The sequence below is a fragment of the Oleiharenicola lentus genome, from assembly GCF_051660365.1.
GTDB lineage: Bacteria > Verrucomicrobiota > Verrucomicrobiia > Opitutales > Opitutaceae > Lacunisphaera > Lacunisphaera lenta_A.
In genome coordinates this window covers 235,612-252,525 of sequence record NZ_JBOZXB010000003.1, presented here as the reverse complement: position 1 = coordinate 252,525, position 16,914 = coordinate 235,612, and the positions used below count along the sequence as shown (strand labels likewise).

17 protein-coding genes are annotated in these 16,914 nt (G+C 58.0%); 8 read left to right on the top strand and 9 right to left on the bottom strand.

Going from position 1 to position 16,914, the window contains the following annotated elements:
• The 5 genes from ACRRQW_RS20410 to ACRRQW_RS20390 form a co-directional block, all read right to left on the bottom strand.
• Positions 1–1,062: a tetratricopeptide repeat protein gene (locus ACRRQW_RS20410; RefSeq protein ID WP_438483476.1), complete on the bottom strand. Its 1,062-nt coding sequence runs from the start codon at positions 1,060–1,062 to the stop codon at positions 1–3.
• An 11-nt stretch (positions 1,063–1,073) separates the two neighbouring features.
• Positions 1,074–2,060, bottom strand: a complete 987-nt coding sequence (locus ACRRQW_RS20405; RefSeq protein WP_438483475.1) for a beta-ketoacyl-ACP synthase III — start codon at positions 2,058–2,060, stop codon at positions 1,074–1,076.
• A gap of 9 nt (positions 2,061–2,069) precedes the next feature.
• On the bottom strand, positions 2,070–3,110 hold the full coding sequence (gene plsX / locus ACRRQW_RS20400) for a phosphate acyltransferase PlsX (protein ID WP_438483704.1): 1,041 nt from the start codon (positions 3,108–3,110) through the stop codon (positions 2,070–2,072).
• Between the two features lie 66 nt (positions 3,111–3,176).
• A complete protein-coding gene (rpmF, locus tag ACRRQW_RS20395) occupies positions 3,177–3,353 on the bottom strand; it encodes a 50S ribosomal protein L32 (protein WP_438483474.1) in 177 nt (58 codons plus the stop codon).
• Positions 3,354–3,478: 125 nt separating this feature from the next.
• On the bottom strand, positions 3,479–4,483 hold the full coding sequence (locus ACRRQW_RS20390; RefSeq protein WP_438483473.1) for an undecaprenyl-diphosphate phosphatase: 1,005 nt from the start codon (positions 4,481–4,483) through the stop codon (positions 3,479–3,481).
• 83 nt (positions 4,484–4,566) lie between these two features.
• On the opposite strand from ACRRQW_RS20390, the gene trpD reads away from it, so the two are divergent.
• From trpD to ACRRQW_RS20375, 3 genes are read left to right on the top strand one after another with little or no spacing between them, the layout of a single operon-like run.
• A complete protein-coding gene (gene trpD / locus ACRRQW_RS20385) occupies positions 4,567–5,613 on the top strand; it encodes an anthranilate phosphoribosyltransferase (RefSeq protein ID WP_438483472.1) in 1,047 nt (348 codons plus the stop codon).
• Positions 5,610–6,956: a phosphoglucosamine mutase gene (gene glmM, locus ACRRQW_RS20380; RefSeq protein ID WP_438483471.1), complete on the top strand. Its 1,347-nt coding sequence runs from the start codon at positions 5,610–5,612 to the stop codon at positions 6,954–6,956. Before trpD ends, glmM begins: the two co-directional genes overlap by 4 nt.
• A 36-nt stretch (positions 6,957–6,992) precedes the next feature.
• Positions 6,993–7,694, top strand: a complete 702-nt coding sequence (locus tag ACRRQW_RS20375) for a hypothetical protein (protein WP_438483470.1) — start codon at positions 6,993–6,995, stop codon at positions 7,692–7,694.
• Here ACRRQW_RS20375 and ACRRQW_RS20370 read toward each other — a convergent pair.
• Positions 7,691–8,548: an EamA family transporter gene (locus ACRRQW_RS20370; RefSeq protein ID WP_438483469.1), complete on the bottom strand. Its 858-nt coding sequence runs from the start codon at positions 8,546–8,548 to the stop codon at positions 7,691–7,693. The two genes, ACRRQW_RS20375 and ACRRQW_RS20370, sit on opposite strands and share 4 nt — an antisense overlap.
• Positions 8,549–8,571: 23 nt before the next feature.
• Positions 8,572–10,266, bottom strand: coding sequence for an ABC transporter permease (locus ACRRQW_RS20365; RefSeq protein ID WP_438483468.1), 1,695 nt, complete (start codon positions 10,264–10,266; stop codon positions 8,572–8,574).
• Between the two features lie 105 nt (positions 10,267–10,371).
• On the opposite strand from ACRRQW_RS20365, the gene ACRRQW_RS20360 reads away from it, so the two are divergent.
• From ACRRQW_RS20360 to ACRRQW_RS20340, 5 genes are read left to right on the top strand one after another with little or no spacing between them, the layout of a single operon-like run.
• Complete coding sequence (locus ACRRQW_RS20360; RefSeq protein ID WP_438483467.1) at positions 10,372–11,271, top strand: transporter; 900 nt, start codon at positions 10,372–10,374, stop codon at positions 11,269–11,271.
• 36 nt (positions 11,272–11,307) lie between these two features.
• Positions 11,308–12,186 (top strand): metal ABC transporter substrate-binding protein, encoded by an 879-nt coding sequence (locus tag ACRRQW_RS20355; protein WP_438483702.1) that lies wholly within the window; start codon positions 11,308–11,310, stop codon positions 12,184–12,186.
• Positions 12,183–13,103: a manganese/iron ABC transporter ATP-binding protein gene (locus ACRRQW_RS20350; RefSeq protein ID WP_438483466.1), complete on the top strand. Its 921-nt coding sequence runs from the start codon at positions 12,183–12,185 to the stop codon at positions 13,101–13,103. The genes ACRRQW_RS20355 and ACRRQW_RS20350 overlap by 4 nt, the downstream gene beginning before the upstream one ends.
• Positions 13,100–13,963, top strand: a complete 864-nt coding sequence (locus ACRRQW_RS20345; protein WP_438483465.1) for a metal ABC transporter permease — start codon at positions 13,100–13,102, stop codon at positions 13,961–13,963. Before ACRRQW_RS20350 ends, ACRRQW_RS20345 begins: the two co-directional genes overlap by 4 nt.
• Positions 13,960–14,814 carry a metal ABC transporter permease gene (locus ACRRQW_RS20340; RefSeq protein ID WP_438483464.1) on the top strand — a complete coding sequence of 285 codons (855 nt, stop codon included), beginning with the start codon at positions 13,960–13,962 and terminating at the stop codon, positions 14,812–14,814. The genes ACRRQW_RS20345 and ACRRQW_RS20340 overlap by 4 nt, the downstream gene beginning before the upstream one ends.
• On the opposite strand, the gene ACRRQW_RS20335 is transcribed toward ACRRQW_RS20340, so the two are convergent.
• Both ACRRQW_RS20335 and ACRRQW_RS20330 read right to left on the bottom strand, forming a co-directional pair.
• Positions 14,811–15,344, bottom strand: coding sequence for a GNAT family N-acetyltransferase (locus tag ACRRQW_RS20335; protein WP_438483463.1), 534 nt, complete (start codon positions 15,342–15,344; stop codon positions 14,811–14,813). The two genes, ACRRQW_RS20340 and ACRRQW_RS20335, sit on opposite strands and share 4 nt — an antisense overlap.
• Before the next feature lie 8 nt (positions 15,345–15,352).
• Positions 15,353–16,750 (bottom strand): adenosine deaminase family protein, encoded by a 1,398-nt coding sequence (locus ACRRQW_RS20330; protein WP_438483462.1) that lies wholly within the window; start codon positions 16,748–16,750, stop codon positions 15,353–15,355.
• Positions 16,751–16,914: the final 164 nt, after the last annotated feature.

The window sequence follows — 16,914 nt, the reverse complement described above, 5'->3', positions numbered from 1 at the left end:
TTAGAACAGCCAGAAACGTTTCTTCTTCGCCGGAGCTTTTGGCTTGGCGGCGGGTTGACTGGCGGCGGCCGCAGATTGTTCTTCGAGCTTGGCGTCAACGACGACGAGCTTGGCGCGGGCTTGGGTGGCGACTTCGGAGTCGGGATAAACGGTGATCGCTTCGTTGTAGAAGACGCGGGCGGCTTTGTAGTTTTTGCGGTATTTGAAATAGTAATCCGCGATGGTGAGCTTGCTCTTCGCGAGGACGATTTTCATGTCGTCCAAGCCCTTTTCGGCGGAGGTCATGCCTGCGTCGCCCGGGAAGAGGATCATGTAATCTTCGTAGTAAGTTACGGCTTCTTTGGTCGAAGCCTGATCGTAATACGGGCCGTCCACGAGCGAGGCGTGCGTCTGGGCGATTTTCAGGTAGGCGTCGGGAGTCAACACGTTGCGCGGGTAGGTGTTGATCATGCGGTCGAGCGCGTCGATGGCCGCTTCGGTTTCGCGGATGTTCTTGTAGCCGCGGGCGGCGTTCATCAACGCGAGCGGCGCGTAGTCGCTGTAAGGCGCGGTGCGGACGATGGTCTCGTAGTATTCGAGGGCTTTTTCGCGATTTTTGAAGCCGGGGATAATGCCGAAAATCTTCGCGCGTTTGCCTTCGGCGAGTTGCGTGGCGATGCGGTATTGTTCCCCGATGACTTGGATGAATTTCTCGGAGCTCGGGTAACGCACGAGCATCTGCTGGAACGAATCGAAGCTCTTGTAGAACTGATCGCGCTTTCCATACATCAAACCGGCGCGATAAAGGGCCTCGGAAGCGTAGATGGAATTCGGGAATTTTTTGCTGACTTGAACGTAAAGCTTACGGGCCGAACTGATGTCGCCGCTTTCTTCTTCGGCGCGGGCTTTGTTCATCAGCTCGAGGGCATTTTGGCCTTCTGGGCCGGCAATGGCGCTCAGCGCGCCACCTTCCACGCGCCAGCCAGTCTGGGGCGTCCAGACGAGGTCAGCCGCGAGGCGCGCGGGAATCAGCGCGAGGGCGGCGAGAGCTGCAAAAGAGAAACAGAGAATGAGGCGACGCATGAAATGAATGATTACCAGCGAATAAGAGTGGAGCCGTAGGTCAAGCCAGCGCCGAAGGCCACGAAGAGCGTATAATCGCCCGGCTTGATGCGACCGGCGCGACGGGCCTCGTCCAAGGCGAGCGGGATGGAAGCGGCGGAGGTGTTACCGTAGCGGTCAAGATTGACGTAAAACTTCTCCATCGGGATGCCGAGATTGGTGGAAAGCGCCTCAATGATGCGGATGTTGGCCTGATGGGGAATAACGAGGCTGATTTGGTCAACGGTCAGGTGGTGTTGTTCCACCATTTCGCGGGCGACCGTCTCCATGACACGGACAGCGTTCTTGAACACCTCTTTGCCTTTCATGCGCAGGAAATGCTGGCCGCTTTCGACTGATTTAGTCGAGGCTGGGCAACGACTGCCGCCGCCGGGCATCAAAAGCGCATCCACCATTTCGCCATCGGCACCGAGATCGGAACCGATAATGCCGATCCCGGGTTGATCGACTTTCTTCAAGACCGCTGCGCCGGCGCCGTCGCCGAAGAGCACGCAGGTGGTGCGATCCTTCCAGTCGACGATGGAGGAAAGCTTTTCCGCGCCGATGATGAGCGCGCATTTGTAGCGGTTGGTGAGGATCAACCCGTAGGCGACCTCCATGGCGTAAAGAAAACCACTGCACGCCGCCGAAATATCGAAGCAAGTCGCATGGGGCGGCACGCCGAGCTTGTGTTGCACCACGCAAGCGGTCGAGGGCAAGGGGTAGTCGGGGGTCGCGGTCGCGACAATCAGCAAGTCGACTTCGGAAGCCTTGATATTGGCGTCGATTAAAGCGGACTCGGCGGACTTGATCGCGAGATCGGAAGTGGCTTCGTCATCAGCGGCGATATGGCGTTCGCGGATTCCCGAGCGGCTTACGATCCATTCGTCAGTCGTATCGACGATTTTCATGAGATCGGCGTTGGTAAGAACGCGTTTCGGGGCATAGGAACCCACCCCAGCAATGATGACGGAAGCCATGAAAGAAATTTAGTTAGAACTGACCTCGGTAGTCGGCGCTTGAGTCAGCGTGTTGGCACTGGCGACGTCGGCTTCGATATGATGATAAAGATCGTGTTTGATGATTTTGCCAGCGGCCTTGATCGCGTTTGCCCACGCGTGCCGATTGCTCGAACCGTGAGCTTTCATGACATTACCCCGCACCCCCAGCAGGGGCGCCCCGCCGTATTCATCGGGGTTCATGCGACGCTTAAGGGAATTAAACGCGCCTTTCGCGAGGATCGCGCCGCCCATGCGGAGCGGGTTGGCCTTCAGCTCTTCCTTGAGCATCGACGTGATAAATTTTGCGAGCGATTCCCACGTCTTGAGCAGCGTGTTGCCGACAAATCCATCGCAGACCACGACGTCGACGGTATTGCGAAAGACCTGAAAGCCTTCGATCGGGCCGACGTAATTGATAACCGAAGTGATCTTCTTGAGATGCTCGTGCGTCTCGGTGATCAGCGCATTGCCTTTACCTTCCTCGGTGCCGATCGTGATGAGACCGACGCGAGGGTTTTTAACGCCGAGAATGACCTTCGCGTAATTCGCGCCGAGAATGGCGTTATGCATTAAGTGCTCGGGCTTGGCTTCGGGATTGGCGCCGGCGTCGATGAGAATAAAATGGCCTTCCGCACGCGGAATCACGGCGGCAAGGGCAGGGCGATCCACGCCGTCCATCATCCGCAACTTCAACGTGCTGCCGGCCATCAATGCCCCGGTATTGCCCGAGCTAATGGTAACGCTGGCTTGGCCGCTTTTGACCAGCTCGATGGCTCGAACCATCGATGAATCCTTCTTGGTTTTCAGCGCCTTCAGCGGCTTGTCTTCCATGGTAATAACCTCGGAAGCATGCACGACTGAGACCTTGGCGTGACCTTTCAAACCGGCCGCAGCCAGTAACGGATCCAGCACCGCTTGATCGCCCACCACGACGATGGGCGCGAGAGAAGCATCAGCCGCCAAGGCAAGCTTGACGGCTTCGACTACTTCGGACGGCCCGAGATCGCCCCCCATCGCGTCGACCGCGATACGGGCTTGAGCTGACGCGGGAATGGCCGTTTCGGGGTGGATAACGGAAAACCTGCCCGACGAGGCTTAGACTTCGACGTTCAGAACCTGGCGACCGCGATAAATACCCGTCTTCGGGTTCACGCGGTGAGGGCGGAACTGGCCGCCATCGGTGTCTTTCGCGAATTCAGGAGCTACGAAAGCGTTGGCTGCACGGCGGTTAGCGCTGCGACGCTTGGACTGTTTGCGTTTCGGATTTGCCATAAAAGAAGTGTTTTTGCGGTGTGCCGGTGGTTTTAAACCGGCTCAGTTTTAAGATATAAAGATGAGGTTGGTATGGTTCGGCCAAGAGGCCGTCAAGCGCTATAACCGTAGGATGTGAGCGACGCTTAGATCAGATAGAAAATCGTGAGCACCGCCGCGAGTGCGAGCCGGTAGTAAGCGAAAAGCGTCAGCCCGTTCCGAGAAATAAAATGCACGAGAAATTTAACGGCGATCACCGCGGAAACTGCCGCGACGACCGCGCCAACAATCACATTCGTCCATCCGAATACTTCGATCATCGCGCCGCCGGATTTTGCGCCTTTGTAAACCGCGGCGCCCGCGAGCGTGGGCAGGCCCACCAGGAAACTAAACTCCGCCGCCTTGGCTGGATTCAGGCCGGCAAGATAACCGCCGACGATGGTGATCATCGAGCGACTCGTGCCGGGCCACAGGGCGAGACATTGCGCGAGACCGATGCCAAGAGCGCGTTGTGGCGTGAGATCAGCGGGTTCGTTTTGCGATGAACCGACGCGGGAGTTGGCCCGCCGCCATTTTTCGGCCCACAACATGATGAAGGCGCCGATCACGAGCGATCCGATGACTGAGCCGACGGAAAAAAGATATTTATCGATTAGGCCGCTCAGGAAAAATCCGGCAAACGCCACCGGCGCGAATGCCAGCAGCACATTCCGCAGCAAGCGCACGCCCGAACTGCTGCGCCCAAACAAACCCGCGAGCATCGCGGTGAGTTGCGACCAATAGAGCACTACCACGGCGGCAATCGCGCCGACTTGAATCACGACGGCGTAGGTGTCTGCGGCGAGTTTCAGGGTGAGCGGCCGGCCTTCAGGATTTTTTTCCGAAGGTTTTTTATACCAGAGCGGCTGGCCGGTTTTATCGGTTAACTGCTCCTCCGATTCCAATCCCAGCACACGATTTGCGATGATGAGGTGACCGGTGGAAGAGATGGGTAGAAATTCCGTCACGCCTTCGACCACGCCCAGCACGATGGCGTCTCCCACGCTCAATTCGGCGACGGGCTGCTGGGCTTTTTCTTGCGCGAGCGCGGGAGCGCAAAACGAGAGGCACAGCAGCGCGGCTGTCACGAGATTGTTCTTATAGAAACGCACGCGGTGAGGATTCAATAACTCATGACGCTGTCGAGTTTTATGCTTTGCGCGCGCGGCGAGAAATGATTCTTCTGCGTTCACGAATGGCCCTACTCGTTGAGCTCACTCCCAAGCTGGCTGCACGGCAGAATTTAACCCCTGAGGAAGTTGCGCTCGCTGCGGCCGCGCTCGCGGCGACAGAAGAACCGGACGACATCAAAGGCGCATTTCTCACCGCGCTCGCGCTCAAGGGCGAAACCGCGAGCGAGATCGCCGCGTTTGCTAAAGCATTTCGCGCCCGCGCGATCGATCCGGGTGTCGGCCCATGGTCACCGCGTGCCATCGACATCGTGGGAACCGGCGGCGATCACGCCGGTGGGTTTAATATTTCCAGTCTGGTCGTGCTGGTGCTCGCCTGCGCCGGCGTGCCCGTGATGAAACACGGCAATCGTGGTATCACCTCAAAATGCGGCAGCGCCGATCTGCTTGCGGCGCTGGGCGTGGACTTGGCGGCGTCGCCGGAGAAATTACGCGCAGCCCTCGATAAGTTGGGCTATGTGTTTTTCTTCGCGCCGAATTATCACCCGTCGTTCAAACACATCGGGCCGGTGCGCAAGGCGCTCGCCGCGCAAGGCCAGCGCACGGTGTTCAATATTCTTGGGCCGTTGATTAATCCCGGGCGACCCGCGCACATTCTGCTCGGCGTGTATTCGCAGCCATTGGTGGAAAAACTTGCGAGCGCGCTCGACGAACTCGGCCAGGAGGCCGGTTTGGTCGGCCACGGGATTATCAGCGCGACGCAAGGCATCGACGAACTCACGACGGCCACGGACAACTACGTGCGCGGCGTGGGCCGGTTGCGCGACGTGCGGGCGACGTGGCGCGCCACCGATTTTGGCCTGAAAATTTCTCCGTTCAGTGAACTGCAAGGTGGGGACGTCACCGCAAATCTCGCGATCGTGGAAGCGATTCTGACGGGCAAAGGACCGGGCGGCTTGGTTGACACCATTGTCTTCAACGCCGCGGTTGGGCTCCATGTCACCGGGCACACGCCCGAAATCCGCGCAGGCATCGAGACTGCGCGCCAACTCTTGCTCGGCGGTGCGGTGCGCGCCAAGATCACGGCCACGAAAGAATTTTATCTCTCATGAAGCGCCAATATTTCGGAACCGATGGAGTCCGCGCCCCCTACGGCAGCGCCACGATGAATGAGGATTTCGCGTGGCGTCTCGGCGCAGCAGCGGCGCGTTTTGCCAAGGGCAAGATGCGCACTTCATCCAAGGATGTTTTCATCGGTCGCGACACGCGTGCTTCCGGGCCGTCGCTTGAAAGCGCGCTCGCCGCCGGGATCGCTTCAGAAGGCTTTCAACCCATCAGCCTCGGCATCGTGCCGACTCCCGTGGTGAGTTTGCTGACGCGCAGTAGTGCGGCTGCGTTCGGCGTGGTGATCACGGCGTCGCACAATCCCGCGAGCGACAACGGCATTAAATTTTTCGGTTCCAACGGCATCAAGCTCACGGATTCTGATGAGAGCCAGATCGAGCATCTCCTGCCGGTTTCGCCAAGCGTGTTGAGCGACGAAGATCGGCTAGCGCAAAAGACGGACGCACTTGCGACCTACCTCGAACTCACTGGCGCACTTTTGCCGCCTGACAGTTTACAGAACTGGAAAATTGTCCTTGATACCGCAAATGGCGCGGCGTGCGTTAGCAGCCGCACGGTGCTGGAAAATCTCGGCGCGGAATTGACGCTGATCGCGAACCAACCCGACGGCCAAAACATCAACGCGGACGTGGGCAGCCAGCATCCCGAAAAAATGTCCGCGGCAGTCAAAACCGTTGGGGCGCGTCTGGGCATCGCCCACGATGGCGACGCCGATCGTTGTATCCTGTGTGACGAAAACGGCGACGTCCTCGACGGTGATGAAATTCTCACGCTGCTCGCGTTGCGTGCGCTGAAGCAAAAGCAACTCGAGAAAAACACCCTCGTGATCACGGTGCAGAGCAACCTGGGCGTCGACGCGGCGGTGCAAGCCGCCGGTGGTCGCGTGAGTCGCACGGATGTCGGCGACCGTTATGTAATTGAGCGGATGCTGGCTGAAGGCGCCACCCTCGGCGGCGAATCGTCGGGCCACGTGATTTGTTCGGATATTTCACCCACGGGCGACGGTTTGGTCGCCGCGCTTAAAGTGATCGAAGTGATGCTGGAAACCGGTAAGCCGTTGTCGGAGTTGCGGCGTGGCTTGCGTAAATTTCCGCAACTTACCGCCGCTCTTAAAGTGAAGGACAAGAAACCGCTCGAATCGCTTCCGACGCTGCCTGCGGTAATCAAAAAAATCGAAAGCGAGCTCGGCAATCTTGGTCGTGTGCTTGTGCGCTATTCCGGGACCGAACCCAAGCTTCGTCTCCTGGTCGAAGGGCCCACCGACGAACGTGTGCAGTCCGCCATGGATCAACTCACCGCGGCGACGAAGGCCGATCTCGAAGTGGTGTAACCGGGAACCAGGAAAACCGCGGCCGGTCTTTTTAGCATGTCTGAAATACCCATCGTTTCCCTCGATTTCCGCTGGCAAAAACAAGTCGAGAGCGCGCGCCAATCATTCGAGCGCGGACAGTTCGAGCAGGCACTCGAAAAATCAGAGGCCGTATTGATGGAATTTCCGGCGTGCCTCGCCGTGCGCAAACTAGTCCGCGCCGCCCAACTAAAATTGGAGGGGAAAAAAGCGGGGTTGCTCGGCAAATTGGTGAGCTCGGTTTCCAGCGCGCCGTTCATGTTGAGCGGCAATTCGCAGCTCAAAGACAACCCGTTGAGTTCGGTGGCTTCGGCGGACAAATTGCTTTTCAAGAATCCGAACAATGTTTCAGCGCTTGCGCTGCTGGGCAAAGCCGCCGCCGAGCTTGGCTGGAATGAAACGGCGGTGTTTGCGTTCGAGTGCGCGCGAGAGGAGGAACCGGATCGCCCGGACTTGTTGTTGGGTTTGGGCGCAGCATTGCTTGCGGTCGGTCGGGCAGAAGAAGCGGTAAAAGTTTCCCGCGACTTGGTGCAGTTGCAGCCCAACAATGCCGACGCGCAAGCGCTGTTCCGCAATGCGTCGATCGCCGTCACCGTGGCGAAAGGAAAATGGGAAGCGTCCGGCGACTATCGTGGAAAGCTGCTCGATGAAAAACGTGCGGCCGAACTTGAGGCCGTCGCCAAAACTTTCCCCAAGCCGGGCAAACCGAAGACGCCCTAACGTGGTTTGGCCGAGGTTTTGTCCGTGTTCGTCAGCCAAAGGGCGGCACTAAATAATGCCAAACTTGTGAGTAATCGCGGCACGTTGGCCGACTCGCCAAAAACGAGCAACGCACACGCGACGGCGAGCGGGATTTTCAGGTTGTTCATCACGGCCAGTTTGCCGCCGCTGACTTTGAGCGCGCCGAGATTCCACAGGAAAAACCCCAAGCCGGACGCGACGAGTCCCAGATAAACCAACGTGAGTAACTGCGGCATTTTTAAAGTGAGGTCGATCTCTGCACTCAGCAGAATCGCGATCAGCGCGGTGACAAAGGCCCCCAGGTAGAGCCAGGCGAAAATATCGCGATCACGCAGCGAGGTGTGTTGTGCGCGCAACCGCCGATAGCCCACCTGGCCGAAAGCAAAAGCGAGGTTAGAAGCCTGAACCAACGCGAGTCCCTGCCACGTGGCGTTGGGGATTTGATGGCGGTAAACCAGCACGCCGGTCGCGATCACCGCGAGGAGGGCTGCGAAAAGCGATCGCGCGTGAAAATTCCGGTCGAGTAAATCGGCGAGCAGCGTGACAAAGATCGGGGTGGTCAGCGTGAAGAGTGCGACCTCGTAAGCGTGCAGGTATTGGAAGCTCGCGTTGTAAGCCAGATACATGAGCCCGAATTGCACTGCACCGAGCGCAATTAATTTCAGTGCGAGCGGGAACGTCACTCCGCGAAAACGCAGAAACGGAATGAAAACCAGTAGCGCCAATCCAAGCCGCACAGCCGAAACAAACGATGAGTCAACGCCGACGAGGTAGCGCTTAATCAGGCCGAACGAAAACGCCCACAGCACCGAAACGATCAACAGCAGCCACATGAGAAATTAAACTGCCGCAGCGATCAGACGCGGAAGATCGCGCCCAGTTTTTTGCCGAGGAGAATGGTCATGCCCGCGATGGTGACGCCAAGGAAAGCCATGGCCCACACGCCGAGGGCGGAAGCGATGTATTTGCCGTCGCCGAGCAACTGGAAGAGTTCGTAGATCGCCTTCGTGATCGGATAATAGAGCTGCTTTTGCGCGAGCACGAGGGAGTCGGACACTTCGAGCATCGCGAAAGAAAATGCGAGCAGGCCGCCAGCGATGAGATTCGCCATGATGAGTGGGAGCGTGACTTTGAACGTCGCTTTGAGCGGCGGGCACCCGAGGTTTTGCGCGGCTTCTTCGAGGGTTTCGCTCGTTTGCTGAAAGCCGGCGGCGGCGGAGCGCACCACGTAAGGCAACCGACGCACGGAGTAGGCGATGATCAACAAGATCGTCGGGTCGCGCGTCGGGTTGAGGAACGAGAAGAATTTTCCGTCCTGACTCATCGCGAGATAACCGAACGCGAGCACGAGGCCCGGCACCGCGAGCGGCATCATCGCGAGGAAATCAAGAATCTGCCGGCCCGCGATTTTCGAGCGCACGATCACGTAGGCCAGCGCGACGCCCAGAACCAGATCGATGACGGTCGAGATGCTGGCGTATTTAAGACTGTTGGCGATGGCCGGCACCGTGAGGTCGTGGCCGAGGGCGATCTCGAAATTGCCCAGGTTGAAACTGCTCGGCAAGACGCTCCCATACCAGTCGTTGGAAAACGCCACCAGCACGACGCCGATGTGCGGCAGCACCGCGATAAAAGTTACCGTCCCAAACAGCGCCGTGCACAGCCACGCGCGCCCTTTGGGCAACGCCTGCGGGCCACCGGAAGAGGTCGCCTTTGCCATCATCGCATACGAATCGCGCCCGAACAGGCCTTTGCCGATCGCGTAAAACGCGACCGAGCTAAACAACATTACCGCCACCAGCGCATACGGGAACGGGTTGCCGCCGATATCTTTCAAACCGTAGAAAATCTGCACCGAGGTGACGCGCGAGTAGTCGAAAATTAGCGCGACGCCTAAATCGGTAAACGCCCAGATGAACACAATCGTGCCGCCAGCGAAGAGTCCTGATTTGATGAGCGGCAGCGTGATCTTGAAAAAGCGTCGAAAACCGACGCAGCCGAGATTTTCTGCTGCCTCCTCCATTGCCGGGTCGATATTGGCGAGCGCGGCCACGGCGTTGAGATAAATGATGGGGTAGAGACTGAACGCGTTGACGAGGGCGATGCCCAGAAACTGATTCGCGCCGAGCCAGTCAAAGGTCCAACCTTCCGGCCGCAGTCCGAGATCGATAATGAAGGCGTTGAGCGCGCCATATTGACCGAGAATTTGTTTAATGCCGATCGCGCCGACGAAAGGCGGCAGAATCATCGGCACCAAAATCAACGAACCGAGAAAACCTTTCGCCGGAAAAACGAAGCGGTCGGTGATAAACGCGAGCGGCATCGCGATCAGCAGCGCGAACGTCGTCGTCGTCAGCGCCAACAGGAAAGAATTGGCGAGACCGCCCAAATAAATCGGGTCGGTGAGCAGCGAGGCGAGGTAGGCGAACGTCAGTTTCCCGTCGGCGTCGATAAAACCGCCTTTGAGGATCTGCAGGATGGGCCACAGAAAAAAGACGGCGAAAAACACGAGCGTGAAACCAAAGACAAGGCGCGCGAAATTTTTCGACATTCACCCGAAGGAATTAACGGACGCCTCATCGCTGACAAGGGAGAAGCCGGTTTAGATAAAAGATTAGTCTTGTCTAATTATCTTGGTCTAACAAATCAATGTGCCGTGAACCAATTTTCCATTGCCCGACTTAATGTTGCCCGTCTTCACAGTCGTCGGGTCGTAGCGATGGCGCTTGTTGGCATGCTTGCGACGGGGTTGTTTGCGCAGAGCACCGCCGACAAATCCGATTATTCGTTGTGGTCTCCAACGCCGGCCTCGCTGTTGCGTGAACTGAGCACGGATCGTCCCGATCAGACGGAAAGCCCTTACACGGTGGATGCGGGGCATTTCCAGTTGGAGATGGATTTGGTGAATTTCACGTTCGACCGAGATTTTTCAGGCGGCAGCGAAGTTCGCGGTCAGGTGTGGAGTATCGCGCCACTGAATTTGAAAGTTGGGCTGACCAATCGGATCGACGTGCAACTCATGCTCGATACCCATGTGCGTGCGCGAATCGAAGATCGCACGACGGGCCTGGTGTGGCGTGCGTCCGGGTTTGGCGATGTGACCACGCGCGTTAAATTCAATTTTTGGGGCAATGACGGTGGCACGACGGCGTTTGGTATCATGCCGTTCATCAAGTGGCCGTTGTCGGCTTCAGGTCTGCGTAACGGTGAAACCGAGGGCGGGATTATTTTCCCGTTCGCGATGGAATTGCCCGCGGGCTGGGGCATGGGTGCGATGACCGAGATCGATTTTGTCAGCGATGACGCGGGCGGGCATGCGACGGAGTGGCTAAACTCGATCACCTTCAGTCGGGATTTGAGTGAGCGTTGGGGTGGCTATGTGGAGTTAGTCGCGGTGACCGGCGATTCACCGGGTTTCAAATGGCAGGGGCAATTCGACATCGGTTTCACGTATGCGTATGCTGAGAACGCGCAGTTCGATTTCGGATGCAATTTTGGCGTCACGCGCTCGGCGCCCGATTATCAGCCGTTCGTGGGATTTTCGCGCCGCTTCTAATTTAAAATGAGAACAAACTTACTTCCTCGAAACGGGATGATCGGCGCAGTCGTATTAATGAGCGCACTGGTAGCCACGACGGCCCACGCTGGGCCGAAGAAACGCATCGTGACCACCTTTACGATCATTCAGGACATGGCGCAGAACGTCGCGGGCGACGCCGCCATCGTCGAATCGATTACCAAGCCCGGCGCGGAAATCCACGGCTACGAGCCGACGCCGCAGGACATCGTCAAAGCACAGAAAGCCGATCTCGTGCTTTGGAACGGATTGAATCTTGAGCGTTGGTTCGAAAAGTTTTTCGGCAACTTGCGCGGCGTGCCGAGCGCGGTGCTCACCGAGGGCATCCAGCCCATTGGCATCGAAGAAGGCCCTTACACGGGAAAAGCGAATCCGCATGCGTGGATGTCGCCGCGCAACGCCGTGGTTTACGTGGAAAATATTCGCCGGGCACTGGTGAAACTCGATCCGGCAAACGAAGCGACTTACACCGCCAACGCCAAAGCCTACACGGAGAAGTTCAAGCTCATCGAAGAAAGTGTGCGCGTAGAGCTGGCGAAATTGCCCGCCGGCCAGCGTTGGCTTGTAACAAGCGAAGGCGCTTTTCCTTACCTCGCGCAAAATTTTGAACTGAAACAGCTTTTCTTGTGGGCCGTGAACGCCGACCAGCAAGGCACGCCGCAACAAGTCCGCAAGGTCATCGACGGCGTGCGGGCGCACAAAATTCCGGTGGTGTTTAGCGAGAGCACGGTGAGCGATAAACCTGCGCGGCAAGTTGCCAAAGAAACCGGGGCGCGCTACGGTGGCGTGCTTCATGTGGATTCACTCACAATCGCTTCCGGCCCGGCGCCGACTTATTTGAAACTCATGGAATATAACGCCCAAACCATCGTGGAAGGGTTCACCGCTCCATGAGCGATTCAAAACTGTCTTCGGGCCCGATTGAGCTAAAGGTTACCGACGTCACGGTCAGCTACCCGAATGGTAACGTGGCGTTGCGCGACGCGAGTTTCCATCTCACGGGCGGATCCATTTGCGCATTGGTCGGCGTGAATGGCAGCGGCAAATCCACGCTTTTCAAAGCGATCATGGATTTCGTGCGCCCGGCGCGGGGCAGCGTGCTCATCGCGGGCAAACCGGTGCGCGATGCGTTGAAAGCCAATCTTGTCGCTTACGTGCCACAGTCGGAGGAAGTCGACTGGAGTTTCCCGGTCAGCGTGTGGGATGTCGTTTTGATGGGGCGCTACGGCTACATGAATTTTCTGCGCATTCCGCGCGCGGAGGACAAACGCATCGCCGAGGAAAGCCTCGCGCGCGTGGGGATGTTGGAATTTCGCGACCGCCAGATCGGTGAACTTTCGGGCGGACAAAAGAAGCGCGTGTTTCTCGCGCGAGCTTTGGCGCAACGCAGCCGCGTGATCCTGCTCGACGAGCCGTTCACCGGCGTCGACGTGAAGACCGAGACCGCAATCATCGATTTGCTGCGCGACTTGCGCGCGGAAGGGCACTTGATGCTCGTGTCGACGCACAACCTTGGATCCGTGCCCGAGTTTTGCGATCAAGTCGTCCTCGTGAATCGCACCGTGCTCGCGTTTGGTCCCACGGAAACAGTCTTCACGGAGAAAAATTTGTCCGAGGCTTTCGGCGGCGTGTTGCGACATTTCCGTTTCGACGAATCCACGGTGCAGAAGCACGACGGGAAAGCGGTCACGTTGCTCACCGACGACGAGCGCCCGTTGGTGTTCGGCAAGGACGGTCATTTGGAATACAGTCGTCGCGAAGGTCGCGAGAAAGTCATCGAGCAGCGTGCGGAGAAAGAGGACGATCAATGATCGATACGCTGCTTCTCCCGCTGCAGTATGAATACATGCTGAAAGCCATTCTGGTGAGTGGCTTGATCGGCGGAGTGTGCGCGTTCCTGTCGTGCTTCATCACGCTGAAAGGCTGGTCGTTGATGGGCGACGCGCTTTCGCACTCGGTGGTGCCGGGCGTGGCGGTGGCCTACAGCTTGGGCTGGCCGTTTGCAGCCGGTGCATTTGGCACGGGATTGCTGGCGGCGGTGGGCATGGGGTTCGTGAAAACAAAAACGCGGCTGCGCGAAGACGCGGTCATTGGCGTGGTGTTCACGGCGTTCTTCGCACTGGGGCTTTTTCTGATTTCTATTTTTCCAAGCTCTGTGGATCTGCGGACAATTATTTTTGGCAACATCCTCGGTATTTCCGATCCGGATATTTTGCAGGTGGCGATTATCTCGGGCATCACGCTCGCGGTGCTCGGGCTCAAATGGCGTGACTTGCTCCTGTTTTGCTTTGATCCGAACCAAGCGCGCGCGATGGGCCTGAACGTGACTTTGCTTAACTTCACGTTGCTGACGTTGCTTTCGGCCACGGCGGTGGCGGCGCTGCAAACGGTCGGGGCGTGTCTGGTGGTCGCGATGCTCGTCACGCCGGGCGCGACGGCGTATTTGCTTACGGATCGCTTTGGAAAGATGATCGTCATCGCTTCTTCGATGGGCGTGGTGACGTCGCTCGTGGGCGCTTACATCAGTTACTTTTTCGATGGATCGACCGGCGGGTGCATCGTGACATTGCAGAGTTTGCTGTTCGTGTTCGCGCTCGTGTTCGCACCGAAACACGGCCTGCGCGCGGCGAAGAAACGCCGCACGGAAGTTGCGGAGGGCGGGGCGGCATGAGCACTTTGTTGGAACCGTTTAAATATCCGTTCATGGTCGATGCCATGATCGTCGGCGTCGCGATCGCGAGCGTGTGTGCGGTGTTGTCGTGTTATCTGGTGTTGAAAGGCTGGTCGCTGATGGGCGATGCGATCTCGCACGCGGTGCTGCCAGGCATCGTCATCGCCTACGCCATCGGGCTGCCCCTGGCCATCGGCGCATTCTCGTCGGGACTCTTTTGCGCGGTCGCGACGGGTTACATCAAAGCGAATACTCGCGTAAAGGAAGACACCGTGATGGGCGTGGTGTTTACCGGCTTGTTTGCTTTTGGCCTGGTGCTGTTCACTAAAATCAAAAGCGACCTGCATCTGGATCATATTCTCTTTGGCAACATCCTCGGGCTCGAAGCGGGAGATTTGCGCGACACGCTGATCGTGAGCGGCATCACCCTGACCATCGTGCTCGCACTGCGCCGCGATTTGTTGCTGTTCTGTTTTGATCCCGCGCAGGCGCGCACCATCGGGTTGCCGACCACGGTGCTTTATTATCTGCTGCTATCGCTGTTGGCCGTGACGATCGTGGTGTCGCTCAAGGCCGTGGGCATCATCCTCGTCATCGCGATGCTCGTGACGCCTGGGTGCATCGGGTATTTAGTGACCGACAAGTTCAACCGCATGCTCGCGATCGCGGTGAGCGCGGCAGTGTTCTCCAGCCTGACGGGAATTTATGTGAGCTTCTTTATCAACGCCTCGACCGGTGCGTGCATCGTGCTCGTGCAAGCGCTGATTTTTCTCGGAGCGCTCGTGTTCGCGCCCAAACGCGGGTTGTGGCGGCGACGCCCGAATGCGGCCGCGCAGAAGGCGATCACTTAACCGAGAAATTCCTCGCGAAGGATCCCGTAGAGCAGGACGTCGTGGAATGAGCCGGCTTTTTTCACGTGAGCGCGCAGCCTGCCTTCCGGTTTCATCCCGATCTTTTCCATGACGCGCCCGGAAGCCGGATTGATGGGGTAATGGTGCGCGGCAATCCGTCGTAAGCCGAGCGTCTCGAATCCATAGCGCACGCAGGCTGCCGCGGCTTCGGACGCGTAGCCGCGATTCCAGTGTGGCTCGGCGATCCAGTAACCCAGTTCACCGCGCTCATCTTTAGCGAAGAGGGTCAGGCCGATGCAGCCGATGAGTTCGCCGTTGAGGCGAATCGCCAAGGTGAGACCGTCGCCGTTGAGGAAGGTCGCTGCGTGAGAAGCAATCCACGGCGTCGCCGCGCCCGCTGGGTAGGGATGCGGAATGTTGAGCGTCGTGCGGGCCACGGCTTCGTTGCCGGCGAGCAATTCGACGTGCGGTGCATCCTCGGCTTGGAATGCGCCGAGAGTGAGCCGTGCGGTCGTAAGCGTAGGTATCATTGAGCCACTCACTTGAACTCGAAACCCCACGTGCGTTTCGCGTAGCCGTAGGTCACGGGTTTCACGGCGGCGAGTTGTTTGAGTGAATCAGCGGGAAGGTATTTTGCTTCGAAGGCTTTGACGGACGCATCGTAGTCGGCGAGCAGTTTTGTTTTCACTTCAGGTTGCACGAATGAGTAGGCGAGGGAGTTGCGGCCGAGCTGCACGATTTCGTTCCAGGACAAATTGAACAGCGTGACGGCGGTGTAGTATTCATCGGTCAGGTTGCTGTCCCACATGCCGCGGTCGTCGGTGTTGAGGCACACGGGCACGCCGGTGCGGAGATATTCGGGAAACGGGTGTTTCGAGAGATCGGGCGTGTATTCCAGAAGCTGGTTTGAAATGAGGTTTACTTCGACGAGGAATTGATTGTTCCGCATCAGGAGGAGCGTGTCGGGATCTTGAATCAGGTTTACGCCGTGACCGATACGGCTCGCGCCGAGCAGCAGGGTGTCGCGGATGTGCTTGTCGGGGCCGTCCATTTCGCCGGCGTGAATCGAGAGCGGCAGCGTGGGGAAAATCCGACGTAGCTCGCGGTATTTCTGAAGAAAGCGCGCGGGGTAACCTTTGCCGTTTTCCTCGATGCCGGCCATGTTGATGCCGACCCAGAGATCGCGATTTGCGTCGATGAAGTGATAAGTGTTTTCGAGCGAGCGCTCGGCATCGGCAGCGAAGCGAATCACCGTGTCTTGAAAACGCACCGTCACGCCGCTGTTCACCGCGTCGCTGCGGGCGAGACGCGATTTGATAAACGCCACGGCGGTTTCGACCGGGATCGCCTTGCCGTCGTTGTCAGAGTAGCCGTCGGCGCCAAACTGAGTCTCTAGATAACGCAGGCCTTCCGCGCCGAACGCTTGCAGGTTGCGCACGAGGATCTCCGTGCTGACGTGGATATTCTGTCCAATCTGCCCGCGGCGCGGCCAGATCCACGCAAAGAATTCGTGGCGACCCTCGCCTTGGCGATCAAGGCGCAGGCCATCGAGCCAGCCTTTCTTTTGCTCGGCGGTAAGTTTACTGAGTTCGACGTAGTCCGTTTTTTCGGCATCGGCGAGTTGGGCGTAAGCATACTTTCGAATCGTGCGATAGACGATGAGCGGCTGACCCGTCTCGATCGGTGTGCTGAATTTTACCCGAGTGTAGAACGTATCGCCGCCGTTTTTTTCGGGGTTGGTCGCGAACTCATACCACCATTCGGAGAGGCCCGAACCGCCCATGTGGTTGTGGATGTCGCCGCCTTTGGGGAGCGCGTAGAGCAACGTGTAAAGCTCCGCTGGATTCGCCGTGCGCTTGATGATTTCGAATCGTTGATCGAAAGGCGCGGCGTGAGCACAACTGAGAGCAACCGCGAGCCAAAGCAGGTATTTCATCCGGCGATTAACGCGGTTCCATCGCGCAGCTCGCAACTGAAAATCATTCGAAAAATAGACGCGTGCACCGCGCGAATGAGATGCCGGCCGAAAATTGTTACGCGGCTGGTGGGGTTCTCAGCTTGCGAGGGGAGTGTGGGCGAAGATTATGAACGCCCACTTTG